We start from the raw sequence: 22,912 nt of genomic DNA, 5'->3' as shown, positions 1-22,912 counted from the left end.
CCTCGATCGAAGTCGCCAGGAGATTTCATGCGCGTGAATCGTATCTTCGCTGCCGTAGCCCTCGGTTTCGCCAGCTCCGTTGTCCTGGCCGCTGACGCTGAACAGGCGATCCGTGAGTCGCTTAATGCCCTCCAGCCCGATATGCCCATCGAGGCAATTGCGGAAAGCCCCATGAACGGGGTTTATCAGGTTCAACTCAAGGGTGGGCGTCAGCTCTACGCGAGCGCTGACGGTCAGTTCCTGATTCAGGGCTATATGTATCAGTTCAAGGACGGCCAGGCGACGAACCTGACCGAGCAAGCCCAGAGCAGGTCTGTTGCGAAGACAATCGACGCGATCCCTACCAGTAAGATGGTGGTTTTCTCGCCTGAAAAACCGAAGACCCATATCACTGTGTTTACCGACACCGACTGCGGCTACTGCCAGAAGCTGCACAGCGAAGTGCCTGAGCTGAACCGTCTTGGCGTCGAGGTCCGTTATATGGCTTTTCCGCGGCAGGGTATGGGCAGCCACGGAGCCAACACGCTGACCAGCGTATGGTGTGCGAAGGATCGGCAGGCGGCGATGAACAAGGCCAAGGCGCGTGAAGAAGTGCCAGCCGCGAGCTGCGAGAACCCGGTCGCTGAGCAGTACGAGTTAGGCCAGATGATCGGTGTTCAGGGCACCCCGGCAATCATTCTCGCGGACGGGCAGATCATCCCCGGTTATCAGCCGGCTCCGCAGCTCGCCGAACTTGCCCTAAAAGCCAAGTAGTCGCTGGGGCAGCGCCTTCGGTCACGAAGAGGCTGCCCGCTTGGGCCGCGGCTGAACTGTTCCACCCCTCGTGTTCAAAGCCAAAAGGCATATCGAGGAGGCGACAAAATGAAGCTAGAAGGTTCCTGTCATTGCCAGGCCGTTCGTTTTTCTCTGGAATCGGCCGAGCCCTATCCGTTCATGCGCTGTTACTGTTCGATCTGTCGCAAAACGGCCGGGGCGGGTGGTTATGCGATCAACCTGGGCGGAGATCATCGGACGCTGACGGTCGAGGGTCGCGAGAACCTCAGTATCTACCAAGCCAGGATGGTCGATGCTGAAACGGGCGCGGTGCGTATTAGCGATGGCCAGCGTCACTTCTGCAAGCTGTGCGGCAGCGCACTGTGGTTGTGGGACCCGAATTGGCCGGATCTTGTGCACCCGCATGCGTCGGCAATCGATAGCGAGCTGCCAAGCCCGCCAGAGTCGACACATCTCATGCTGGCTTCAAAGGCGTCATGGGTAGAGCCCCAGTTGGGCCCTGATGATCGCTGCTTCGATGAGTATCCGGATGAATCGCTCGCTCAGTGGCACCAGCGCCTGGGGTTGCAGAGCAAGCCCAGCTAGCAGCGGGCTCCTCCTTGCCGCTGCCGATTTGACTAAAGCTCGTGCGCTTCGTAATGTGCGACTCTTTTGTTCGGCCGCTGTGCAGGGCCGTTCGTTGGCAATGGGGAGTGCAACTTGAAACCGGTGAAAGTTGGCATCTGTGGGCTGGGAACCGTCGGCGGCGGTACCTTCAATGTGCTCGAGCGCAACGCTGCGGAAATCGCACGCCGTGCAGGGCGCGGAATTGAGGTCGCACAGATTGCGGCTCGTCATGCGAACCCCAAGTGCAACACCGGTGATACCCCGATTACTGACGATATCTTCGATGTCGCCAACAACCCTGAGATCGACATTGTGGTCGAACTGATCGGGGGGTACACCTTAGCCCGCGAGCTGGTGCTCAAAGCCATCGATAACGGCAAGCACGTGGTTACGGCCAACAAGGCGCTGATCGCGGTGCACGGAAATGAAATCTTCGCCAAGGCACGCGAGAAGGGCGTTATCGTCGCATTCGAAGCCTCTGTTGCCGGCGGTATCCCGATCATCAAGGCCATTCGCGAGGGGCTGGCCGGCAACCAGATCAACTGGCTCGCGGGGATAATCAACGGAACCGGTAACTTCATTCTTACCGAGATGCGGGAGAAGGGACGTACCTTCGAGGATGTGCTGAAGGAGGCTCAGGAGCTTGGCTACGCCGAGACCGATCCGACCTTCGACGTCGAGGGCATAGACGCCGCCCATAAGCTGACCATCCTTGCTTCCATTGCCTTCGGCGTGCCGCTGCAGTTCGACAAGGCCTACACCGAAGGCATCTCCAAGCTGACCACGGCTGACGTTAACTACGCCGAGGCGCTGGGCTACCGCATCAAGCACCTGGGTGTCGCCCGCAGCACCGCTTCGGGTATCGAGCTGCGAGTGCACCCGACACTGATTCCGGCGGACCGCCTGATTGCTAACGTCAATGGCGTGATGAATGCGGTCATGGTCAACGGCGACGCCGTCGGCTCGACTCTTTATTACGGTGCTGGTGCAGGCATGGAGCCAACGGCTTCGGCTGTGGTGGCGGACCTCGTGGATGTGGCCCGTGCGCTGACGACGGATCCGAACAATCGGGTTCCGCACCTGGCTTTCCAGCCCGACTCCCTCTCCGCTCATCCAATCTTGCCGATCGGCGCTTGCGAAAGCGCCTATTACCTGCGCATTCAGGCCAAGGACCGTCCGGGCGTATTGGCTCAGGTCGCCACTATCCTGTCGGAGCGCGGAATCAATATCGAATCGATCATGCAGAAGGAAGCCGAGGAGCAAGACGGATTGGTGCCGGTCATCCTGGTCACGCATCGTGTGGTCGAGCAGAGGATCGACGATGCCATCGCCGCACTCGAAGCGCTTGCTGACGTGGTGGGCAACGTCGTGCGGATTCGTGTCGAGCAACTGATCTAATCAGCAACGCCGGGTTGCTCTAGTGGCCCGCAGTCAGCGTCCAACATAGGTTTGAACAATGCGCTACATCAGTACCCGTGGCCAGGCGCCCGCCCTGAATTTCGAAGACGTGCTGCTTGCCGGATTGGCCAGCGATGGTGGTCTATACGTTCCGGAAAACCTGCCGCGCTTCACCGTTGAAGAAATCGCGTCCTGGTCCGGCCTGCCGTACCACGAGCTGGCATTCAAGGTAATGCGTCCTTTTGTGGCCGGGAGCATCCCAGACGCTGACTTCAAGCAGATTCTGCAGGACACCTACGGCGTGTTTGCTCACAGCGCAGTGGCGCCGCTGCGTCAGCTGGACAGCAACGAGTGGGTGCTCGAGCTCTTCCATGGCCCGACCCTGGCGTTCAAAGACTTCGCTTTGCAGCTGCTGGGTCGGCTTCTTGACTATGTGCTGGCCAAGCGCGGTGAGCGCGTGGTGATCATCGGTGCGACGTCCGGCGATACCGGCTCGGCAGCAATCGAAGGCTGCCGCCGCTGCGATAACGTCGACATCTTCATCCTGCACCCGCATAACCGGGTGTCGGAAGTTCAGCGTCGGCAGATGACCACCATCTTCGGCGACAACATTCACAACCTGGCCATCGAAGGCAACTTCGATGACTGTCAGGAGATGGTGAAGGATAGCTTCGCCGACCAGGGTTTCCTTAAAGGCACCCGGCTGGTGGCGGTCAACTCGATCAACTGGGCGCGGATCATGGCCCAGATCGTGTACTACTTCCATGCTGCGCTGCAGCTGGGCGGCCCGGCCCGTTCGGTGGCGTTTTCCGTACCGACGGGGAATTTTGGGGACATTTTCGCGGGTTACCTGGCGCGCAACATGGGCCTGCCAATCAGCCAGCTGGTGGTGGCAACCAATCGAAACGACATTCTGCACCGGTTCATGAGTGGCAACCGTTACGACAAGGACACGCTGCACCCGTCGCTGTCGCCCTCCATGGACATCATGGTGTCGTCCAACTTCGAACGGTTGCTGTTCGATCTGCATGGCCGCAACGGCGCGGCGGTTGCCGAATTGATGAGCGCATTCAAGGCCAGCGGCAAGCTGTCGGTCGAGGAGGAGCGCTGGACCGAGGCACGCAAGCTTTTTGACTCGCTGGCCGTAGACGATGAGCAGACCTGCAAGACGATTGCTGACGTCTTCCGTGCGACCGGTGAGTTGCTCGATCCGCACACGGCGATCGGGGTTTATGCCGCACGCGAGTGCCGCCGCAGTCTGGCTACGCCGATGGTAACGCTGGGTACCGCCCATCCTGTGAAATTCCCCGAGGCTGTGGAAAAGGCCGGGGTTGGCAAGGCGCTGGAGTTGCCGGCGCATCTGGCGGACTTGTTTGAACGCACGGAGCGATGCACTGTTCTGAAGAACGATCTCAAGGCGATGCAGGCGTTTGTCAGCGAGCATGGCAATAAAGGTAAGCCGCTGTAAGCGACCATCAATAACGAAAAAGGCCAGTCTCACGACTGGCCTTTTTCGTTTGAAGCACCTGAACTTATTCGTCGAACTCTTCCCAGCCGCCCATTTCTCTCCAGCGATTGACGATGCCGCAGAACAGCTCAGCAGTCTTTTCCGTGTCGTAGCGCGCAGAGTGTGCTTCGCGTCCGTCAAAGTCGATATCGGCTGCCTGGCAGGCTTTTGCGAGGACGGTCTGGCCGTAGGCGAGACCTGCCAGCGTCGCAGTGTCGAAGCTGGAGAAGGGGTGGAATGGGTTGCGCTTGATATCGCAGCGGGCGATTGCTGCGTTCAGGAACCCGAGATCAAAGCTGCTGTTGTGGCCGACGAGAATGGCACGTTTGCAGCCGGCTGATTTCACCGCTTTGCGCACGCCGCGAATGATCTCATTCATCGCCTGTGATTCGGGAACGGCCATGCGCAGCGGGTGGTCGAGCTTGATGCCGGTGAACTCCAGCGCGGCTGCTTCGATATTGGCGCCAGCGAAGGGTTCGACTCGGAAGAAGAGCGTGTCTTGCGGGTAGAGCAAACCCTGCTCGTCCATGCCGATGGTCACGGCAGCAATTTCCAGCAGCGCGTCGGTCGCGCAATTGAATCCGCCGCACTCAACATCAACAACGACTGGCAGGAAGCCTCGAAAGCGTCTCGCCATGGGCGAGCGCGGCTTGCCTGGCTGGTTGCCTTCCAGCTCGTCGTCAAACTGATCGTCGCTCATGCGTTGGTCTCCAACCGCCATTGCAGGGTTTCGCCTGCACGTAGGGGCACGACGTTGTGCTCCCCGAACGGCAAGTTGGTCGGCACACTCCAAGATTCACGTACCAGGGTGATGTGCTCGGTGTTGCGCGGCAAACCGTAGAAGTCGGCGCCGAAGTGGCTGGCAAAGGCCTCCAGGCGGTCAAGCGCGACGCGCTGTTCGAACGCCTCAGCATAGAGCTCGATCGCAGCGAAAGCCGTATAACAGCCGGCGCAACCGCAAGCGTTTTCCTTGGCGTGCTGGGCGTGCGGGGCCGAGTCGGTGCCGAGAAAGAACTTCGGATTGCCGCTGGTAGCCGCATCAAGCAGCGCTTCCTGATGGACGTTGCGCTTAAGGATTGGTAGGCAAAAGAAGTGCGGGCGAATTCCGCCCACCAGCATGTGGTTGCGGTTGTAGAGCAAATGGTGGGCGGTGATGGTGGCGCCGACGTTGCTGCTGGCAGCCTCGACGAACTGCACGGCATCCCGGGTGGTGATGTGCTCGAACACCACCTTGAGCGTGGGGAAGCGCTCGGTGACTCGGCTAAGCTGTTCGTCGATGAAATATTTTTCACGATCAAAGATATCGATTTCTGAACGTGTCACTTCGCCATGCACCAGTAGCGGCAGGCCGACCTCGGCCATCGTCTCGAGCACTGGAAATATGTTGTCGATGCGGGTGACGCCGGATGCCGAGTTAGTCGTGGCACCGGCTGGATACAGCTTGGCGGCAAATACGTAGCCACAGGCCTTGGCGGCGCGCACGTCTTCGGGCTGTGTACCGTCAGTGAGGTAAAGCACCATCAAGGGCTCGAATGGGTTGCCGTCCGGTCGGGCAGCAAGAATGCGCTGGCGATAGCTATCCGCCTCTGCTGCATTGCGAACCGGAGGTACAAGGTTCGGCATGATGATCGCTCGTGCGAACTGGCGTGCGGCGTCCGCCACGGTGTGCGGCAGCGCTGCGCCGTCGCGCAGGTGAATGTGCCAATCGTCGGGGCGCAGTAGTGTCAGTCGGTCGGACATGCGGATTTCCAGGCGGTAAAACGTGCGGGAATGCTACCGGAAACGCGTGAAAAAATCGCCGCAGGCGGGTCTTCCGGCCGAAACGAGTAGCGAGGGCTGCTGGCGCAGCTAGGTATCGTAGCGTTCAAGTTTTCAAGGTGCGCACCGATACCTCAATTGAATGTTGTTTACCCTGGAGCCACACGTGCGCTTGCGCCTCCTTGTTCTTGCCTGCTTGTTGGCTTCCCCAGCCAATGCCCTCACGTTTCAGACTCGTCTGGAGCGAGCGCAGTGGCAGGTGGAAGGCGATCAGTTCGAATGCCGGTTGATCCAGCCGGTCGCAGGCTTTGGTGCAGGTGAATTCGTAAGGCGAGCGGGCGAGCAGCCTACTTTTCGCTTGCAGTCACCTGATCGCTGGCTGGGCAATGGTTCGGCCACGCTGCTTGCGGCAGCTGCGCCCTGGCAGCCTAGTCGCGGTGATATCAATCTGGGCGTAGTTTCCGTAGCCGGCGGCGAAATTCCATTCAACACTACCTACCTGCAGGCCGATCGCCTGCTCAGTGGCCTCCTCGAAGGTCGCAGTCCGGTCGTGCGCCACCGCACACGGCTTGGTGGCGAAGCGTTGGAGGTGCGGCTATTGCCTGTACGATTTGGCAAAGCCTATGAGGATTTTCGCAGCTGCACGGCCAAGTTGCTGCCGGTCAACTTCGAGCAGATTCGTACGTCGCAGGTTGGGTTTCCCGCCGGTGACGTCGTACTCGATGCGTTGGGCCAGGCCAAGCTCGATATCATCCTGCAATTTCTCAAGGCTGATCCCAGCGTCAACCGCATCCAGCTTGACGGTCACTCCGACAATAGCGGCAACAGACTGACCAATCGTGATCTGTCGCGTCGTCGCGCGCTTGCGGTCGAGGCGTATCTGACTGCCAACGGCGTGCCGAAAGAGCAAATCACGCTGCGCTTTCACGGCGAACGCTATCCCGTCGTGCCCAACAGCAGCGAGGCCAACCGGGCCAAGAATCGGCGGGTAACCCTGCGTTTGGAGCGCGGGCCGGCAACCACCACTGCCGCAGCAGAGGGCGGTACACCGTCGACCTGATGCCGAGGGGTCGCATGCGCCCCTGTAAAACAAACGTCGCGACCAGTAGAATCCCCGCTTTCCTTACAATCCCGGGAGTGGATGGCAATGGCCGACGTAAAGAAGGTAGTCCTGGCGTATTCCGGTGGCCTGGACACCTCGGTGATCCTCAAGTGGCTGCAAGACACCTATAACTGCGAAGTGGTGACCTTTACCGCCGACCTCGGTCAGGGCGAGGAAGTCGAGCCAGCCCGTGCCAAGGCCAAGGCCATGGGCGTTAAGGAAATCTACATCGACGATTTGCGTGAAGAGTTCGTCCGCGACTTCGTCTTCCCCATGTTTCGCGCCAACACCGTTTACGAAGGCGAGTACCTGTTGGGTACATCCATCGCCCGTCCGCTGATCGCTAAACGCCTGATCGAGATCGCCAACGAGACCGGTGCTGATGCCATCTCCCATGGCGCCACCGGCAAGGGTAACGACCAGGTCCGTTTCGAGCTGGGCGCCTATGCGCTGAAGCCGGGCGTCAAGGTCATCGCCCCCTGGCGTGAATGGGACCTGCTCTCGCGCGAGAAGCTGATGGATTACGCGGCCAAGCACGAGATTCCGATCGAGCGCCATGGCAAAAAGAAGTCGCCGTATTCCATGGACGCCAACCTGCTGCACATCTCCTACGAAGGTGGCGTGCTGGAAGACACCTGGACCGAGCACGAAGAGGACATGTGGCGTTGGACGCGTTCGCCTGAGACCGCACCGGATACCCCGACCTACATTGAACTGACCTACCGTAAGGGCGACATCGTTGCCATCGACGGCAAGGACATGACCCCGGCGGAAGTGCTGACCTATCTGAACAAGATCGGCGGCGAGAACGGCATCGGGCGTCTGGACATCGTCGAGAACCGCTATGTCGGTATGAAATCGCGCGGCTGCTACGAGACCCCGGGCGGCACCATCATGCTCAAGGGGCATCGTGCCATCGAGTCGATCACCCTCGACCGTGAAGTGGCTCACCTGAAAGACGAGCTGATGCCCAAGTATGCGAGCCTGATCTACAACGGCTACTGGTGGAGCCCTGAGCGCAGCATGCTGCAGCAGATGATCGACGCGTCGCAGGCCAACGTGAACGGTGTAGTGCGTCTGAAGCTCTATAAGGGCAACGTCATCGTCACCGGCCGCAAGTCGGACGACTCGCTGTTCGACGCCAACATCGCCACCTTCGAAGACGATGCGGGCGCGTACGATCAGGCCGACGCGGGTGGTTTCATCAAGCTCAACGCGCTGCGCATGCGCATCGCCGCGAACAAGGGCCGGACGCAGTTCTAACAGAAACTGCTACACAGCCCGACCATGACCCCGGCCACGAGCCGGGGTTATGCTTTTTGCACCGCTGATCAGGAGAGACATCATGAGACTGCTGCATACCATGCTGCGAGTCGGCGATATGGAGCGATCCATCGCCTTCTACACCGAAGTGCTGGGCATGACCCTGCTGCGACGCAAGGATTATCCGGAAGGCAAGTTCACCCTGGCGTTCGTCGGCTATGGCGACGAAGCGCATAACAGCGTGCTGGAGCTGACCCACAACTGGGACGTTGAAAAATATGACCTGGGCGACGGTTACGGCCATATCGCGCTGGAGGTTGAAGACGTATACAAGGCCTGCGAGGATATTCGCAGCCGTGGCGGCAAGATCACCCGCGAGCCGGGGCCAATGAAGCATGGCACCAGCATTCTTGCGTTTATCGAAGATCCAGATGGCTACAAGGTCGAACTGCTCTCTCCGTCGCGCCGGGACTAGCAGCGACGCCTCAAAAAAGCCCCATCACGGGGCTTTTTTATTTAAAGATCGAAGTCGAACTCGTTGAGTTGCTTCTGCAGCCGGCGCTCTTCGAGCAGGTTGTCGATGATCCGACGCTTGGTCAGGTTGGTCTTGGCGACTTCGACTGTCGCCTCTGCACCATCGTCTTCGTCATCCGCGACGAAGTCATCTTCGATCTGGATCTCTTCTTTCTCGGACACTTGTATCACTCCACGGCTTGGGCGCGCTGTTGGCGCACCTTATAGCGACAAAAGAGGAGGCCGTAAAAAAGATTTTTTCAATCGCGCGATAGGTTTTCCCATTGGCCGCTCAATCGTCCGACGTTTTGTGCTTGTACTCGCAGAGGTCCTCGATCCGGCAGCTGCCACATTGTGGCTTGCGCGCCTTGCAGACGTAGCGTCCGTGCAGGATCAGCCAGTGATGGGCGTCGAGCAGATAATCCTTCGGCACGAATTTGACCAGCTTGCGCTCGACCTCCAGCACGTTTTTGCCAGGAGCAATATTTGTGCGGTTGGCGACGCGAAAAATGTGGGTGTCGACCGCCATAGTGAACTGGCGAAACGCAGTATTGAGCACCACATTGGCCGTCTTGCGCCCGACACCCGGTAGCGCCTCGAGGGCCTCGCGATTGTCAGGAACCTGGCTGTCGTGCTGCTCAATGAGGATGCGGCAGGTCTCGAGTACGTTCTTCGCCTTGCTCGGGTATAGACCGATGGTCTTGATATAGCTGCACAGACCTTCATAGCCAAGCGCATAGATAGCTTCGGGGGTGTTGGCGACTGGGTAGAGCTTCGCTGTTGCTTTGTTAACGCCGACATCAGTGGCCTGCGCCGAAAGAATCACAGCTATCAACAGCTCGAACGGCGTGCTGTAGGCGAGCTCAGTCTTTGGCTCCGGATTGTCTTCATGAAGCCGGCGAAAGATCTCCAGGCGTTTAGCAGCATTCATTACAGCAACCCATCCAGCATCATTCGATTACCCCAGTGACACGCACACGCCGGCTCTGGACAGGCGCATCTGGCTGCGTCGCCCTGGCGCGCTCGGTTAAATGCTCGTCGATACGGTTTTTCAGGGCGATCAGCAGGCCGAGCACGATGAAGGCGCCGGGGGGCAGGATGGCCAACAGGAAGCCCTTATAGTCACTGACCAGCGTCAATTGCCAGTCGGCCGCAATCGGGCCGAACAATAGCTGCATGTTGGCAAACACCGCGCCGGTGCCTACCAGCTCGCGCAGGCCGCCCAGCGCCACAAGCACCAGTGCAAACCCGAGCCCCATCAGCAACCCGTCAAAGCCTGCAATCAGTGGGTTGTGCTTGGCGGCAAAACCGTCGGCACGGCCGAGGATGACGCAGTTTGTCGTAATCAGCGGGATGAAGATGCCCAGTATCTGATAAAGCTCGTAGGTATAGGCCTGCATGAGCAGCTCGATACAGGTCGTCAATGCCGCGATGATCATCACGAAGGCGGGCAGCCGCACCGCGGTGTTGACTACGCCACGTACCAGCGAAACGCCGACGTTCGAGCAGATCAACACCAGGGCAGTGGCGAGCCCGAGCCCGAGCGCATTGACCGCAGAGTTGCTCACGCCGAGCAGCGGGCACAGCCCTAGGAGTTGGACGAGCGCAGGGTTGTTCTTCCACAGGCCATTGATGCTCAGTTCGCGGTAGCTTGGATTGCTCATTGGCCTCGGTCCTGCTCGGTTTGCGGATCGTTGATCTGCAACGTATCGCGGGTCGCGGCGGCGCCGGCCCGTGAATGTGTGGTGACCTCGTCGGGCTCGACCTCGTTTTCAAGCGCTGCCTCGGCTGCTATCGGAGCCGTATCGGTGGCGAGCAGCTCCTGCTTGTGAGCCTTGAAATACTGCAGGGCCCGATGGACCGCGCCGACTACGGCACGCGGGGTGATGGTGGCCCCAGCGAACTGATCGAACTCGCCACGATCCTTTTTGACGGCCCAGCCTGAGGCCTCCGGATTATTCAACGAACGGTTTTCGAAACTGCGTATCCAGGGACTCTTGGCCAGTTCGATCTTGTCCCCCAGACCGGGTGTTTCCCGATGCGCGACCACGCGCACGCCGGCAATCCGCCCGTCGGCCTGCACGCCTATGAGCAGGTGGATCGCGCCGCTGTAACCATCCGGCGCAATGGCTTGCAGGATCACCGCGCTTGGCTGGCCGTTCTTCGTTGCGATATAGGCCGGCATGGCCTGCCGCGTGCCGAGCAGCGGATCCTGTACATCGACGCTGCTATCGAGCAGCTGATTGTCGTAGCTGTCTTTCGGGAGAATTTGGTTCAGGGCGCGTAATTGCTCGGCGCGCTCCGAGGCTTGAATGCGTTCTGCCGTGAACTGCTGGAGCAGGGTCACGCCGCCAACGGTGAAAATGGCGAACAGCCCCAGCACCAGGCTGTTCTTAAGCATCGAGCGACTGAGTTCAGGGATGATCATGTCATTCGCCCAGCTTGAAGCCGCGCTCGGCCTTGCGGTGGCCATAGGTTCGCGGACGGGTGTAGTAATCGATGGTGGGAGCCGACAGGTTCATCAGCAGCACGGCGAAGGCCACTGCGTCCGGATAGCCGCCCCAGGCGCGAATGACATAAACGAGAATGCCGACGCCAGCACCGAAAATCAGCCGTCCCTGGTTGCTGGTTGCACTGCTCACCGGATCGGTGACGATGAAAAAGGCACCGAGCATGGTGGCGCCGCTGAGCAGGTGGAACAGTGGTGAACCATGGCTATCGGAACCTGACCCGTTCCAGAACAGGAGGCTCATGATTGCCAACGCTGCAAGCATGCCAATAGGCGCATGCCAGGTGAATAAGCGTTTGTGCAAGAGGAACAGGCCGCCGGCAAGAAATGCGAGATTGACTACTTCCGAGCCAATGCCGCCGAAGTGGCCGAACGCGGGGTTGGCCCAGAGCTCATCGACAGTGAGACTCTTGTTTACCTTGAGCACATCGAGCGCGGTGGCTTGTGTCCAGCCGTCCGGTAGCGAGGCGATGCCGAGGATGTGTTGCAGGCCGGCGCTCAGACCGACCGTATGTGGCACAGGCCAAGTCGTCATTTCCACAGGAAAGGAGACCAGCACCACCACATAGCCGATCATCGCCGGGTTGAAGGGGTTCTGGCCAAGGCCGCCGTAGAGCTGCTTGCCAAGTACGATGGCGCTGCCGGTGGCGATCAACGTCAGCCACCACGGCGAGTACGGCGGCAATGCCAGCGCTAGCAGGACTGCCGTAACCAATGCGCTGCCGTCGCGCAGGAAGAACTGGACCGGACGTTGCCTCAGCCGAAGTATCAGTGCTTCACTGCCGAGCGCGACAGCACTGGCCCAAATCAGGTTAATCAGCGTTCCGGCGCCATACAGCCAAGTCAGGGCGATCACGCCGGGCAGGGTTGCCGCCAGGACTAGCAACATGACGCGCTGAGTGCGGTTGCTCCCCTTGGTGTGCGGCGAGGTCATTCGGGGCAGGGCCATTGGCTCTCCGTTGATGTTCGAAAGGAATCCTGATCAAGAGCTGATCGTTGCGATCCCGAAAACAGCGCCGACGGCGTTGTTCCTTACGATTGGGTGTGTTCCTGTAGTTTTTGCTCGGCTTCGCTCAAACGTGCTCGGGCGCGTTCGACGGCCTCGGCTTCGCTGTTGTCGTCGCGCTCAAGCTTGCGCAAATCGGCCCGCGCAAACGCAACTTCTGTCTTGAAGGCGCGAGTCTGGTCGTCTATGGGTTGCTTGTCTGTGCGTACCAATTCTGGTGCTGGCTTACCGGACTGCGCTTCCGCCTCATGAAGCGCATGCTCCGCACTGGCCAGCCCATCGCGCAGCTTGCTCAGCTGCGCCTCTTCGGCGCCGGCTTGTTCGGCTTTTTTGAGCTCGGCGCGTTTCATCGCCAACTCGATCTTGGCTTTCTTGAGCGCCTCTTCGCCAGGCGTTTTGGTTTTGGCGGCCGCCGTGTTTTGCGTTGCGGGTTCAAGCGCGGCTTCGGCCTCGGCCAGCTGCGACCGCAAGCGGCTCAGCTCTGCCTCCTGCTCGGCATCTCTGGTTTCGATCTTCTCCAGCTTTCGAACCTGCGCCCGCAGCATGGCAGCCTCGATCTTGGCCTTCTTTGCGGCGTCGTCGCTGGTGGGCTTGGCTGAAGGCGCAGGCGTGGAATCCTGAACCGCCGCCAAAGCGTTCTCCGCGTCGATAAGTTGATCCCGCAAACGGCTCAGTTCGGCGTCCTGGTCGGTATTGCGCGTTTCGAGCTTTTCCAGCTTGCGGATCTGTGCGCGCAACATCGCGGCTTCGATCTTGGCCTTCTTTGCGGTGTCGTCGTTGGCGGGTTTGGCTGGAGTCGCAGGCGTGGCGTCCTGCACCGCAGCTAGTGTTTTCTCCGCTTCGGTCAGCTGGGCCTTGAGGCGGCTCAGCTCGGTGTCCTGCTCAGCATCACGTGAGTCGAGCTTCTCCAGCTTACGGACCTGTGCTCGCAGCATCGCGGCTTCGCTCTTGGTTTTTTTGGCAGCCTCGTCGTTGACCGGCGATGCTGCGGTGGGACTGTCCGTAGCACTGGCGGCTTCGTTCAGTGCCTTCTGCGCGCTGGCAGCCGCGGTGCGTAACTCAGCAACCTGCGCTTCCAGTTCGGGCGTCGCATGGATGGCGAGCTGCTTTTCAGCTTTTTTCAGCGCGACCTGGGCCATGCTGGCTTCAATCTTAAGCTTCTTCTGCTGTTCAGACAGGCCCGCCTTCTGCGCCTGGACGCGGGCGACCGGGTCGTCCTGATTCGGTGCGGAGCTGGCCTCGGCCTGCGCTGCCTTGGCCTTTGCGGCGCGCTCGGCGCGGGCCTTACGGTCCGCCTCCTTCTGCTCTTCGGCACGGCGCAGGCGCTCCTGGCGCAGCTCGAAGCGCTGCTTGGAGTGCTCCGCTTTCTGTTGCTTCTGCTCCAGTTCGCGGATTTCGCCTTTGGCGGCGCGGTAGTACTGCACCAGCGGGATACTCGACGGGCAGACGTAGGCACAGGCGCCACACTCGATGCAGTCGAACAGGTTGTAGGCCTTGAGCTGCTCGTGCTCCTGGCCCAGCGCGAAGAAGTGCAGCTGTTGCGGTAACAGACTCGCCGGGCAGACCTCTGCACACTCGCCGCAGCGAATGCATGGCAGCGCTGGTGGTGGCGGAGGCAGCTCCGCAAGCGTGCTGGCGAGTAAGCAGTTGGTGGTCTTGATCACTGGCACGTCCACCGACGGCAGGGTGAAGCCCATCATCGGTCCGCCCATGATCAGCCGGTTGAGCCGGTTCTGGTCGAGACCGGCAAAGGTGAGAAGGTTTGCCACTGGCGTACCGATCAACGCCTCGACGTTCATGGGGCGTGCCAGCGCTTCGCCGGTAAGGGTGGTGACGCGCGAGATGAGTGGCTTGCCTAACAGCACGGCATCATGAATGGCCACGCAGGTGCCGACGTTCTGGCAGAGCATACCGATGTCGGCCGGTAAGCCGCCGCTCGGCACCTCTTCGCCGGTGAGGATCTGGATGAGCTGCTTTTCGCCACCCGAGGGGTACTTGGTAGGAAATACCTTGACCAGGAATCCACGCTCGCCCACTGCCGTGCGAACGGCTTCGATCGCCTCTGGTTTGTTGTTCTCGATGCCGATTAGGACCTGCTCTGGCTGGATCAGATGAACGAGTATCTCGATCCCCGTGACAAGCTCATGGGCTTTCTCCCGCATCAACATGTCGTCGGCAGTGATGTAAGGCTCGCATTCGGTTCCATTGATGATCAGAGCACGAATTTTTCCGGGGGGCGGGCCGTTCAGCTTAACGGCTGTAGGGAAGCCAGCGCCACCGAGGCCACTGATGCCTGCCTGACGGATTTGTTCCAGCAGCTGGTCGGGCTGCATTGTCCGGTAGTCCGGTTGCGGCTGCAGTTCGATCCATTCGTCTTGACCGTCGCTGTCAATCGCAATGGCAGCGCTGAGCATTCCCGATACGTGAGGGTAGGGCTGGGGACCGATGAAACTCACTGTGCCAGACGTCGGGGCGTGTACCGGCACACTGACGAAGCCAGCGGCCTCGGCGATCTTCTGCCCCTTGAGCACACGCTCACCCAGCACAACACATGGCTCGGCAGGCGCACCGATATGTTGGGCCAGCGGAACAACCAGTCGAGCTGGGAGCGGCGGCAGCTGGATCGGCGTGCGGTTGGATAGATCCTTACACTCCGGCGGGTGTATGCCGCCATGGATATCCCAGACGTTCAGCGAGGTCATGCGGCCTGCTCCCGATCACTGGCGATCAATTGGCCTGGCATCAAGGGTTGGTCCCACTTCCAGCTCTGCAGGTTGCTGCCCAGTTCAATCATGTCTATGCAATCCACCGGGCACGGCTCCACACAGAGGTCGCAGCCGGTGCACTCGGAGACGATGACGGTATGCATCTGCTTGGCGGCGCCGACGATGGCATCCACCGGGCAAGCCTGAATGCACTTGGTGCAGCCGATACATTCGGCTTCGCGGATATAGGCGACACGCGGCGGCACCTCACCCTCCACGGCATCCAGCGGTTCGGGCTCGACATCAAGCAGGTCAGCCAATGCCTGGATAGTCGATTCGCCACCGGGTGGGCACTTGTTGATCTTGTCGCCGCCTGCAATCGCCTCGGCGTAAGGTTTGCAGCCTGGATAGCCGCACTGGCCGCACTGCGTCTGCGGAAGCAGTGCATTGATCTGTTCGGCGATCGGGTCGCCTTCGACGCGAAAACGCACCGCGGCGAAGCCGAGAATGGCTCCGCACACTAGGCACAGCGCGAGGAGGGCAAGCACGGCGATCACGACCAGACTCATAGTTTGATCAACCCACTGAAGCCCATGAACGCCAGCGACATCAAGCCGGCCGTGACCATCCCGATGGCTGCGCCCTGGAACGACCTGGGAACGTCGGCGATGGCGATGCGCTCACGCATGGCCGCAAACAGCACCAGCACCAGAGAAAAGCCCAGGCCTGCGGCAAATCCGTTCGCCGTAGCGGTTAGAAAGGTGAATTCGGATTTGTTGGCATTCAGCAGCGCGACGCCGAGCACAATGCAGTTGGTAGTGATCAACGGCAGGAAGATGCCCAGCACGCGGTACAGCAGGGGACTGGTCTTGTTCACCACCATCTCGGTGAACTGCACCACCACAGCGATCACCAGGATGAAGCTGATGGTGCGAAGGAACTCGAGATCTAGCGGCTTCAGGACGTACTGCTGAACGATGTAACTGCACATGGCTGCCAGCGTCAGCACAAAGGTCGTCGCCAACGAAAGACCAATGGCCGTTTCGATTTTTTTCGAAACGCCCATGAACGGACACAGACCGAGAAACTGCACCAGTACGAAGTTATTGACCAGAATGGCGCTAACCATGATCAGAGCGAGTTCGGTCATCGCGGATTCCTGTGCGCTCTGCATGAGCCGAGGCTAAAAGGCCGCTATTATCGGGAAGCGGCGGCAGCCGTACAAGGCCGCGACGTGATGTGGCTTCGACTCTGCCCTCGGTTCGGTGACACATATGGAAATGCATCAACCGTCCGTTTGGATGCCAGCCTAACATTTGCTGTGGTCTGATTAATCGAGGCCGCAACTCCCAGGCGGGGCGGCCCATGGAGGTGCTCGATGAAGTTGCGAATAGCGGTTTTGCTGCTGGGGCTCGGTTTCGGCGCCCAAGCATGTGCTGAGTCTCGGGGCGGCGTGTGGGTCTATCAACCTGATGGCGGCAGTTATCGCGTCGAAAGCCGCGCATACCAGTACGACCCGCGCAGTCCATACCCTCAACACCGGCAATATCCCCAGAATCTGCCGCCTCGCTATCAGGGGCAGCTTCCACCGCAGTACTACGATCGACACCGTGGGTCGGATCGGCATCACTGGGACCATGGGCGACGGAGCGAGATTCGCCAGCCGCAGCGGTGGAAAGACGATCGGCGGTCCAGATTCGATAGCCCATCGCGTTGGGAGCGTGATCACTCGAGAAACTTTGGCCGGCCACCGCTAGTCCGCGATGGGCGCGACTACCGGATGCATCAACGGCGCGATTTCGACGGTCGACACTACCGCCGCTAATAAGTACCGCGCCGCTGCACTTGACCGTCACACGCGGCGCTGGTCGATTCTTGCTGGCTAGTCGCCTTCAAGCTGCCTCTGTGTCATAAGGTCGAGGTCAACGGTTTCTCCAGCGAGGATCACGTTTTTCCAGAAAGGCATTGACCCCTTCGAGCGTGTCGTCGGCATCGAACAAATCGACAAAGGCTTCACGTTCTGCGGCTGCGAAGTGTGCTGGGCCGCGACTGTGCATTGAGTCAATCAGCGGTTTAATGGCGCGAACGGCAACCGGGCTCTGACGCGCCACGCGAGAGGCGAGCAGAAGTGCGTGCCCACGCGCCTCTCCGGATTCCACTACCTGCTCTACCAGGCCGATCCGCTGAGCCGTATCCGCCGTAACGCGTTCACCGCAGAGAATTATCCGCTTAGCCCAGCCTTCACCCACTAGCCATGCGAGTGCCTGCGTACCACCCGCGCAGGGCAGCAGGCCAACCGATGCTTCCGGTAGTCCCAGTTGGGCCTGTTGTTCAACGATGCGGATGTCGCATGCCAATGCACATTCCAGCCCCCCGCCAAGCGCGAAACCGTTGATGGCAGCTATGGATACCCCACGAAAGCTCCGAAGGGCCTCGAAGGCTTCGCCGAAACGCTTCGCCATCTCCCGTGCGCGGGTGCGGTCGCCATCGGCAAAGAGCTTGAGGTCGGCGCCAGCGCTGAAGAACTTTTCGCCCTGGCCGGTGATCACCAGTGCATAGACCTCGTCGTCATGGTTCAGATGCTCGACGACTTGTTTGAGGCCGATCAACGACTCACGGTCCCAGGTATTGGCGGGTGGATGGTTGATAGTGATCAGCGCGGTATGCCCGTGCTTTTCCACGGTTAGCTTGTGGGTCAGGTCAAAAAATCCAGACTTGTAGGGTTCGACTGCATTGCTCATGGTGATGATCATCCTCGTCGGTATCGAATGCCTGCGACTCGTCTGCATTTAATGCCTGGGCTGGCATGCACTACAGGCCAAACATCGGCAACAGGGCTCGCCCTTCAGCCAAGTCTAGTTGCAATCGTTTCGATCTGGCGAGGCGTTGGAGCGGCGTGACAGCCACCGGTCTGGGAGGAGGATGTCGCTGATGCGGCGCAAAGCGAGAGGGCGCGCGTGACGAGGTCTGGAGCGGCCTGGCTTTCCAGAGCCGCTCATTTTTGCCTGGTTACTGGAGGGCCAGAGCCTGTCCGCCAGCCCGGCGCTCAGCCTGCCATTCGGCAAGCGACGGGGCAGCCTGCTCTCCGGTGAGGCGGTGGACGATCTCGAAGTAGTCTTGCTTGAAGCGGTCCTTGAGCACCTCTTCGCGAGGCTTGACCTTTACCGCGTATACCGTCTGCACGTTCTGGTGATCGAAGGGGCGCCACTCTTGTTCGCCTTTGAGCAAGCTGTAGCGATGACCCTCGAGCGCAGCGATGATGCGCTCGCTGTCGAGGCTGCGGGCACGCGTCGCCGCGTCGGCCCACTGATAGACGATGCTGTAGGCGGAGGCGGCCGAGCTCGACGGGTGGGTCTGGTATCGCTCGTCGTAGTTCTGCACGAACTGTTTGCCGGCGACGGAGCCTTCCAGTTCTGGGACGCGCCAAGTCCAGGGCTCGGTACCCAGTACGCCACGCATGATGTCAGGACCTGCTGTTTCAACCATGCTTAGCGTCAGGTTGGGGACCGCGACCTGCATTCTCTTGTTCAGACCGAGCTCGTCGGCGATCCGCATCGCACGGACCAGGTCTTCACCGAACAGCACCAGCACCAAGACTTCGGCGTCGCTACTGGCGACCTGGGTCAGGGCTTCACGATAGTCGGAGAGGCGGGCGCCGGGAAACGCCGTTTTGATGCCGGGGTGCTGACTGCTGTTCTGCGTGCCGGTGGCCTGGCGTAGCGAGCTTTCGCTGGTATGGCCCCAGGTGTAATCAGAGGTGATGTAGAAGTAGCGTTTGTTCGGCAAATGCTTGTTCAGATACTGGCCCAGCACCTGCGCGCTCATCCAGGCGTTGTTGCATTCGCGAAACATGTAGCGATGGGCATCTTTGCCCGTGGTGTCATTGGAATAAGTGAGGGTGCCGAAATAGAGCAAGCCGCGCTCCTTGGCGCGCTTGCCTGCGGCGATAGCGACCGCGCTAGAGGCGCCACCGAACAGCATGACGGCGCCCTCATCGGCCAGCTTGTCGACATTGGCAACGGCCTTCTCGGGTCTTGATGCGGAGTTGCGGGTGGCTAGCTGGAGCGGCCTGCCCAGTACGCCGCCCCTGGCGTTGATTTCGTCGACCGCCAGGAGGGCCCCACGCATTTGGGAAAGCCCTTCTTCTTTGTAGCTACCGGTGCGAGGGTAGTTGAGGCCGAGGGTGATCGGATCGGCAGCTTCAACTGCCAGACAGAACCCCAGCCCTAGAGCAAGGAGCGTAGTCCGTTTCATTGCAGGTTCCTTGTTGTATTTTTTATTGGCGAGAGGCTTTTTACTGCGCGCTGCGGCTATACGTCACGCACTCATTGGTCGTAGCTGGCCAGTCTTTCGCGTAGCTGTGAGGTAGCCGACATTTTCTAAGCCTGAGTGGCGGTTTGAGCCGGTTCCGGTGGACGCATTGACTCTGCTGGAACCTTTGCTTAGGGTTCGGCGCCTCGGCAGATCAGGGCAACGCCATGAATCCAGGTGATCGCGTCAAACTTGAAAACAGCTGGAAAGCGGCTCTGCAGGATGAGTTCGAGCAGCCGTATATGAAGCAGCTGGGAGAGTTTCTGCGTCGTGAGAAGGCGGCTGGAAAGGTGATCTATCCGCCGGGCCCCATGATTTTCCAGGCTTTGAATTCCACTCCGTTGGAGCGTGTTCGCGTTGTGATTCTGGGGCAGGACCCCTATCACGGCGCGGGCCAGGCGCACGGGTTATGTTTTTCAGTGCAGCCAGGCGTCGCGCCGCCGCCGTCATTGCAGAACATCTTCAAGGAAGTCAAGCGTGATCTGAATCTGGACATACCCAGCCACGGCTACCTTCAGCATTGGGCGGATCAAGGCGTGCTGATGCTCAACACCTCATTGACCGTGGAACAGGGAGTGGCCGGATCGCACGCGAAGATGGGCTGGCAGCGCCTGACCGATCGGATCATCGAAGTGATAAGCGAAAAGCGGTCCGACGTGGTTTTCTTGCTGTGGGGCGCCCATGCTCAGAGCAAAGCGAAGCTGATTGATCCGACCCGGCATCTCTTGCTGAAGTCAGTCCATCCCTCGCCGCTCTCGGCGCATCGGGGATTCATCGGTAACGGCCATTTCAGCCGGGCCAACCAATTTCTTAAGCAGCGGGGCTTGGAGCCAATTGATTGGAAGTTGCCGGAGTCAGTCTGAGCGGCGCTCACGGCGCCGCCGACAGGATAGGTTTACTGTTGTTCGCCGTGCTTTGAGGCCAGCTCCTGAGCCTTGTTCAGGTGCTGCTCCAGTGTGTTCAAAGTCGACTCGGCGTACTTCTTGAGCTCGGGTTCTCACCGTTTTTGGCGTACTCACGATAAAGCTCGATGGTTTGCTCATGAGCTACGACCTGATTGTTGGCATAGGCCTCATCGAAATTTTCGCCTTCGCGCAGTTCAAGAATCATGGCCTTTGCCTGATCCATCAATGTGGCATCGTCAGACATTTCGAGGTCTTCGTGCTGGCGGGCTAGCTCGGCGAGTTTCTGGTTCGACTTGGTGTGATCATCGATCATCTTCTGGGCGAAGGTCTTGATGTCCTCAGACTTGCTTTCGCTCATGGCCAGCTTGGCGGCTTCGATTTCGGCGATGCCTTTTGCCGATGCTTCGTCTACGAAGTTTTCACCCTCTGCGGCGAGGGCGAAGTTTGCAGCCGCGCTGAAAAGCAGCGCCGCGGTACCGGAAAAGAATGTCTTGGTCGTGCGGTTCATCGTTAGTCTCCTTCAACCTGACAAGCTCGTAGCCCGAGGTATAGGCGAAGAGCGCAAGCAAGATGCGGCAAGAGCGCCGTCTATTTAATGACTAAAAGCCGCGGTAGCGGTTCCTTGTGTCAGGCGAACGGTCGGCTGGTGCAGTCGGTCGGTGAGGCTGTATTTGAGCGGAGACCAGGACGTGCAGGTGCCGGACGGCACCCGCGCGCTATTTACTGAAGCATGCTCATCGCGGCGTCCATCGCAGCTGAGAGATCTTCGTCCTCTTGCAACAATGTGCTGGGATCAAGACCGAGCTTGGCGAATGCGGGAATCTGGTTCCAGTCGAGCTGCGTAAAGGGGTGCGAGGTGCCGATGTAGCTCTGCAGCGTCGCGACCTGGACTATGTCGACGTAATCTACCTTGGCTGAGGTTCGGGAAAAATCGAGGTACTGCGCCGGGACCGTGGCGATCGGATCGGGGAACTCCCAGGCACGAAGAATCTTTTCCCCGATAATGGGATGGATCCGATCGATAACATGGTTGAGGCTGATCGAATCGCTGAGCAGCGCGCTGTGCTCTTCTGCGTAGGTCAGGATCGGCAGGACTCCGATCTGGTGAACCAGGCCTGCCAACGTTGCTTGATCGGCTGGGAGGCGTGTGAAGTTACGGCAAAGCACATGGCTGATAGCTGCAATCTCTGTGCTCTTGTTCCAGACCTCACGCATCTTGCGATCCACAACGTCCGTAGTCGCTTGGAACATCTGCTCCATCGCCAGGCCGGTCGCCAGGTTCGACGTGTAGTTGATGCCGAGGCGGCTGATCGCCATCTGCAGATCGTTAATTTCCCTGTTGGTGCGCAGCAACGGGCTGTTTACCACTTTAATGATGCGCGCAGTGAGGGCAGTGTCATTTCCGATCACCTTGGCCAGCGTCGGAATGCTAACGTCCGGATCCTCTGCAGCTTCTCGCACGCGCAATGCAACTTCCGGAAGCGTCGGCAGGACCAGTTCGTCGTTTTCGATCGCCTGTGTAAGTGCCTGCTGGACCTTGTCGGCAAGAGTGCTCATGTCTTTCCTTACTTATAATTCGGTGTGGAATGTGGCTGGCAATGGTTAACGCTGGATTTCCCGATCCGCGTCTAGCGTATAGGGCAACTGCAGCAGAGTCAGTGGAGGGCCATCCGGGGAGCCGAGAAATAGTCGGCCATCCGCCGCGGCATCTTCCTGCAGCACGGCTAGCAGCTCTAGAGCGCCCTCGGCGCTTGCTGCCATGACGACTTCACCTACGCTTGAACCATGCACCGGGGAGTAGACTTCAAGCCCCGGAGCCGGCACGTCTACGTCGTGATTTTGCGCGGCAAGGCGATGCAGGCGGCGCTTCAGTTTCCCGAGGTATTGCATCCGCGCGACAATTTCCTGGCCGGTGTAACAGCCCTTCTTGAAACTGACGCCGCCTAATGCCTGAAGGTTGATCATCTGCGGGATGAACAGCTCGCGAGTGGCCGCAACTACCTGACCGATGCCGGCGCGAATCTGAGCGAGCTGCCAACGATCGAGCGAGGCTTCGGGAAGCTGGGCCGCCAGTCGGAGTTGGGTGGTCCCAGCGTCTTTCGCATGGGTCCAGAGTTCGGAACGGCCATCGTTAAGGCGTACGGCGATCAATCCATGCCCGACGACCGTAACGTCGGCTGTCTGGGGAAGATCTAGGCCGAGACTGACAAGAGCGCCATCGCCTCCGCTGAGCCCGAAGCGAACCCACTCAGCGCTCTCGTCATGCAGTTTGGACTTCGAGAAGGCAGCGAACTTTGCGAGGTCGGCGAGTTGTGGCTGGACCAGCTCGCGATCCATCGCCAGCAGATAGCCGTCGCCCTCCGGCACGATGCGGAAGCTGGACTGCATTCGTCCCTTGGGTGTGCAGCGCGCACCGAGGCTCGAATGCTGGTCATCAAGGTAATTGAGGTTGCAGGTCAGTTGCCCTTGTAGAAACTTACTGGCATCCGCGCCGCGTACGGCCAGGATGCCTTCATGCGACAGAACGCAGAAAAAAGCAGTGTCAGTCATGACGA

The 22,912-nt window shown here is 59.7% G+C and carries 22 protein-coding genes and 1 pseudogene; 8 read left to right on the top strand and 15 right to left on the bottom strand.

Annotated elements, in window-relative coordinates:
* Nucleotides 1–27 precede the first annotated feature (27 nt).
* The 4 genes from ACQKIK_RS03705 (at nt 28) to thrC (ending at nt 4,246) form a co-directional block, all read left to right on the top strand.
* Nucleotides 28–753 (top strand): thioredoxin fold domain-containing protein, encoded by a 726-nt coding sequence (locus tag ACQKIK_RS03705; protein ID WP_046162855.1) that lies wholly within the window; start codon nt 28–30, stop codon nt 751–753.
* A gap of 108 nt (nt 754–861) precedes the next feature.
* Nucleotides 862–1,359 carry a GFA family protein gene (locus ACQKIK_RS03700; RefSeq protein ID WP_127838620.1) on the top strand — a complete coding sequence of 166 codons (498 nt, stop codon included), beginning with the start codon at nt 862–864 and terminating at the stop codon, nt 1,357–1,359.
* Between the two features lie 114 nt (nt 1,360–1,473).
* Nucleotides 1,474–2,778: a homoserine dehydrogenase gene (locus ACQKIK_RS03695; RefSeq protein WP_045429392.1), complete on the top strand. Its 1,305-nt coding sequence runs from the start codon at nt 1,474–1,476 to the stop codon at nt 2,776–2,778.
* A 58-nt stretch (nt 2,779–2,836) separates the two neighbouring features.
* Nucleotides 2,837–4,246, top strand: coding sequence for a threonine synthase (gene thrC / locus ACQKIK_RS03690; RefSeq protein WP_499134790.1), 1,410 nt, complete (start codon nt 2,837–2,839; stop codon nt 4,244–4,246).
* A 64-nt stretch (nt 4,247–4,310) separates the two neighbouring features.
* Here the strand turns inward: thrC and rnt are convergent, their stop codons facing one another.
* Nucleotides 4,311–4,985 carry a ribonuclease T gene (gene rnt / locus ACQKIK_RS03685; protein WP_045429386.1) on the bottom strand — a complete coding sequence of 225 codons (675 nt, stop codon included), beginning with the start codon at nt 4,983–4,985 and terminating at the stop codon, nt 4,311–4,313.
* Complete coding sequence (gene pyrC, locus ACQKIK_RS03680) at nt 4,982–6,025, bottom strand: dihydroorotase (protein ID WP_499134789.1); 1,044 nt, start codon at nt 6,023–6,025, stop codon at nt 4,982–4,984. The genes rnt and pyrC overlap by 4 nt, the downstream gene beginning before the upstream one ends.
* Before the next feature lie 184 nt (nt 6,026–6,209).
* On the opposite strand from pyrC, the gene ACQKIK_RS03675 reads away from it, so the two are divergent.
* The 3 genes from ACQKIK_RS03675 (at nt 6,210) to gloA (ending at nt 8,883) form a co-directional block, all read left to right on the top strand.
* Complete coding sequence (locus ACQKIK_RS03675) at nt 6,210–7,103, top strand: flagellar protein MotY (RefSeq protein ID WP_499134788.1); 894 nt, start codon at nt 6,210–6,212, stop codon at nt 7,101–7,103.
* A gap of 87 nt (nt 7,104–7,190) precedes the next feature.
* Complete coding sequence (locus tag ACQKIK_RS03670; RefSeq protein ID WP_045429381.1) at nt 7,191–8,408, top strand: argininosuccinate synthase; 1,218 nt, start codon at nt 7,191–7,193, stop codon at nt 8,406–8,408.
* 82 nt (nt 8,409–8,490) lie between these two features.
* Nucleotides 8,491–8,883 carry a lactoylglutathione lyase gene (gene gloA / locus ACQKIK_RS03665; RefSeq protein ID WP_045429378.1) on the top strand — a complete coding sequence of 131 codons (393 nt, stop codon included), beginning with the start codon at nt 8,491–8,493 and terminating at the stop codon, nt 8,881–8,883.
* A gap of 41 nt (nt 8,884–8,924) precedes the next feature.
* On the opposite strand, the gene ACQKIK_RS03660 is transcribed toward gloA, so the two are convergent.
* The 10 genes from ACQKIK_RS03660 to ACQKIK_RS03615 all read right to left on the bottom strand — a co-directional run bounded on the left by ACQKIK_RS03660 (nt 8,925) and on the right by ACQKIK_RS03615 (nt 19,395).
* Nucleotides 8,925–9,104 carry a PA3496 family putative envelope integrity protein gene (locus ACQKIK_RS03660; RefSeq protein WP_463307677.1) on the bottom strand — a complete coding sequence of 60 codons (180 nt, stop codon included), beginning with the start codon at nt 9,102–9,104 and terminating at the stop codon, nt 8,925–8,927.
* A 109-nt stretch (nt 9,105–9,213) separates the two neighbouring features.
* Nucleotides 9,214–9,852, bottom strand: coding sequence for an endonuclease III (gene nth / locus ACQKIK_RS03655; protein WP_499134786.1), 639 nt, complete (start codon nt 9,850–9,852; stop codon nt 9,214–9,216).
* Nucleotides 9,853–9,871: 19 nt separating this feature from the next.
* On the bottom strand, nt 9,872–10,585 hold the full coding sequence (locus tag ACQKIK_RS03650; RefSeq protein ID WP_046162733.1) for an electron transport complex subunit E: 714 nt from the start codon (nt 10,583–10,585) through the stop codon (nt 9,872–9,874).
* Complete coding sequence (rsxG, locus tag ACQKIK_RS03645; protein ID WP_499134784.1) at nt 10,582–11,349, bottom strand: electron transport complex subunit RsxG; 768 nt, start codon at nt 11,347–11,349, stop codon at nt 10,582–10,584. The genes ACQKIK_RS03650 and rsxG overlap by 4 nt, the downstream gene beginning before the upstream one ends.
* A gap of 1 nt (nt 11,350) precedes the next feature.
* Nucleotides 11,351–12,379: an RnfABCDGE type electron transport complex subunit D gene (locus ACQKIK_RS03640; protein ID WP_046162731.1), complete on the bottom strand. Its 1,029-nt coding sequence runs from the start codon at nt 12,377–12,379 to the stop codon at nt 11,351–11,353.
* Nucleotides 12,380–12,462: 83 nt separating this feature from the next.
* Nucleotides 12,463–15,138 (bottom strand): electron transport complex subunit RsxC, encoded by a 2,676-nt coding sequence (gene rsxC / locus ACQKIK_RS03635; RefSeq protein WP_064481724.1) that lies wholly within the window; start codon nt 15,136–15,138, stop codon nt 12,463–12,465.
* Nucleotides 15,135–15,710 carry an electron transport complex subunit RsxB gene (rsxB, locus tag ACQKIK_RS03630; protein WP_045429358.1) on the bottom strand — a complete coding sequence of 192 codons (576 nt, stop codon included), beginning with the start codon at nt 15,708–15,710 and terminating at the stop codon, nt 15,135–15,137. The genes rsxC and rsxB overlap by 4 nt, the downstream gene beginning before the upstream one ends.
* Nucleotides 15,707–16,291: an electron transport complex subunit RsxA gene (gene rsxA / locus ACQKIK_RS03625; RefSeq protein ID WP_019342223.1), complete on the bottom strand. Its 585-nt coding sequence runs from the start codon at nt 16,289–16,291 to the stop codon at nt 15,707–15,709. The genes rsxB and rsxA overlap by 4 nt, the downstream gene beginning before the upstream one ends.
* Before the next feature lie 772 nt (nt 16,292–17,063).
* The gene (locus tag ACQKIK_RS03620; RefSeq protein WP_127838630.1) at nt 17,064–17,882 is read right to left on the bottom strand and encodes an enoyl-CoA hydratase; all 819 of its coding nucleotides are present in this window, start codon (nt 17,880–17,882) and stop codon (nt 17,064–17,066) included.
* 268 nt (nt 17,883–18,150) lie between these two features.
* The gene (locus tag ACQKIK_RS03615) at nt 18,151–19,395 is read right to left on the bottom strand and encodes an ABC transporter substrate-binding protein (RefSeq protein ID WP_241530425.1); all 1,245 of its coding nucleotides are present in this window, start codon (nt 19,393–19,395) and stop codon (nt 18,151–18,153) included.
* Between the two features lie 224 nt (nt 19,396–19,619).
* Between ACQKIK_RS03615 and ung the strand changes: the two genes are divergently transcribed.
* The gene (ung, locus tag ACQKIK_RS03610) at nt 19,620–20,315 is read left to right on the top strand and encodes a uracil-DNA glycosylase (protein WP_241530426.1); all 696 of its coding nucleotides are present in this window, start codon (nt 19,620–19,622) and stop codon (nt 20,313–20,315) included.
* 32 nt (nt 20,316–20,347) lie between these two features.
* Here the strand turns inward: ung and ACQKIK_RS03605 are convergent.
* The 3 genes and pseudogenes from ACQKIK_RS03605 to ygfZ all read right to left on the bottom strand — a co-directional run bounded on the left by ACQKIK_RS03605 (nt 20,348) and on the right by ygfZ (nt 22,907).
* Nucleotides 20,348–20,865 (bottom strand): annotated as a pseudogene (locus ACQKIK_RS03605) (DUF4142 domain-containing protein).
* 212 nt (nt 20,866–21,077) lie between these two features.
* Nucleotides 21,078–21,914 carry an HDOD domain-containing protein gene (locus ACQKIK_RS03600; RefSeq protein ID WP_045429349.1) on the bottom strand — a complete coding sequence of 279 codons (837 nt, stop codon included), beginning with the start codon at nt 21,912–21,914 and terminating at the stop codon, nt 21,078–21,080.
* 45 nt (nt 21,915–21,959) lie between these two features.
* Nucleotides 21,960–22,907: a CAF17-like 4Fe-4S cluster assembly/insertion protein YgfZ gene (ygfZ, locus tag ACQKIK_RS03595; RefSeq protein ID WP_241530427.1), complete on the bottom strand. Its 948-nt coding sequence runs from the start codon at nt 22,905–22,907 to the stop codon at nt 21,960–21,962.
* Between the last annotated feature and the right edge of the window lie 5 nt (nt 22,908–22,912).

It is taken from the genome of Pseudomonas sp. NPDC047961, assembly GCF_050272435.1.
GTDB lineage: Bacteria > Pseudomonadota > Gammaproteobacteria > Pseudomonadales > Pseudomonadaceae > Stutzerimonas.
This window is presented reverse-complemented; position numbering and strand designations above follow the sequence as displayed.

Coding starts and splice junctions, on each gene's coding strand:
- ACQKIK_RS03705 (WP_046162855.1), top strand. CDS start 28: ATGCGCGTGAATCGTATCTTCGCTGCCGTAGCCCTCGGTTTCGCCAGC.
- ACQKIK_RS03700 (WP_127838620.1), top strand. CDS start 862: ATGAAGCTAGAAGGTTCCTGTCATTGCCAGGCCGTTCGTTTTTCTCTG.
- thrC (WP_499134790.1), top strand. CDS start 2,837: ATGCGCTACATCAGTACCCGTGGCCAGGCGCCCGCCCTGAATTTCGAA.
- rnt (WP_045429386.1), bottom strand. CDS start 4,985: ATGAGCGACGATCAGTTTGACGACGAGCTGGAAGGCAACCAGCCAGGC.
- pyrC (WP_499134789.1), bottom strand. CDS start 6,025: ATGTCCGACCGACTGACACTACTGCGCCCCGACGATTGGCACATTCAC.
- ACQKIK_RS03670 (WP_045429381.1), top strand. CDS start 7,191: ATGGCCGACGTAAAGAAGGTAGTCCTGGCGTATTCCGGTGGCCTGGAC.
- gloA (WP_045429378.1), top strand. CDS start 8,491: ATGAGACTGCTGCATACCATGCTGCGAGTCGGCGATATGGAGCGATCC.
- nth (WP_499134786.1), bottom strand. CDS start 9,852: ATGAATGCTGCTAAACGCCTGGAGATCTTTCGCCGGCTTCATGAAGAC.
- ACQKIK_RS03650 (WP_046162733.1), bottom strand. CDS start 10,585: ATGAGCAATCCAAGCTACCGCGAACTGAGCATCAATGGCCTGTGGAAG.
- rsxG (WP_499134784.1), bottom strand. CDS start 11,349: ATGATCATCCCTGAACTCAGTCGCTCGATGCTTAAGAACAGCCTGGTG.
- ACQKIK_RS03640 (WP_046162731.1), bottom strand. CDS start 12,379: ATGGCCCTGCCCCGAATGACCTCGCCGCACACCAAGGGGAGCAACCGC.
- rsxC (WP_064481724.1), bottom strand. CDS start 15,138: ATGACCTCGCTGAACGTCTGGGATATCCATGGCGGCATACACCCGCCG.
- rsxB (WP_045429358.1), bottom strand. CDS start 15,710: ATGAGTCTGGTCGTGATCGCCGTGCTTGCCCTCCTCGCGCTGTGCCTA.
- rsxA (WP_019342223.1), bottom strand. CDS start 16,291: ATGACCGAACTCGCTCTGATCATGGTTAGCGCCATTCTGGTCAATAAC.
- ACQKIK_RS03620 (WP_127838630.1), bottom strand. CDS start 17,882: ATGAGCAATGCAGTCGAACCCTACAAGTCTGGATTTTTTGACCTGACC.
- ACQKIK_RS03615 (WP_241530425.1), bottom strand. CDS start 19,395: ATGAAACGGACTACGCTCCTTGCTCTAGGGCTGGGGTTCTGTCTGGCA.
- ung (WP_241530426.1), top strand. CDS start 19,620: ATGAATCCAGGTGATCGCGTCAAACTTGAAAACAGCTGGAAAGCGGCT.
- ACQKIK_RS03600 (WP_045429349.1), bottom strand. CDS start 21,914: ATGAGCACTCTTGCCGACAAGGTCCAGCAGGCACTTACACAGGCGATC.
- ygfZ (WP_241530427.1), bottom strand. CDS start 22,907: ATGACTGACACTGCTTTTTTCTGCGTTCTGTCGCATGAAGGCATCCTG.